We start from the raw sequence: 231 nt of genomic DNA, 5'->3' as shown, positions 1-231 counted from the left end.
CGCCGATCGCAGCGCCGCGCCGCAATCCGAAGAAGCGCGCCCGACTGGTCACCGAGCACCGAAAGCGGATCGGCGACCCTGCCCTCGGCGGCAGCACCAAGACGCCGATCATGACCGCCTATCGTCAGCAGGCGCTCGGCTGCGCTGCCGCTCTCGCTTCCGGTCCACGCAAGCTGAAAGAGCTCAAACCGGCCTATCCCGACGCACAGAAGATCCTGCACCGGAATGTGT

General features: G+C 66.7%; 1 protein-coding gene. It reads left to right on the top strand.

Features of this window, described 5'->3' with window-relative positions:
* On the top strand, nucleotides 1-231 hold a 231-nt coding region (locus tag RVY79_RS21825), incomplete at both ends, for a DUF2161 family putative PD-(D/E)XK-type phosphodiesterase (RefSeq protein ID WP_317466713.1).

Source organism: Chromohalobacter sp. HP20-39 (assembly GCF_033052815.1).
GTDB lineage: Bacteria > Pseudomonadota > Gammaproteobacteria > Pseudomonadales > Halomonadaceae > Chromohalobacter.
Note: the sequence above shows the minus strand (reverse complement) of the source record. Positions and strands in the feature narration are given on the sequence as shown.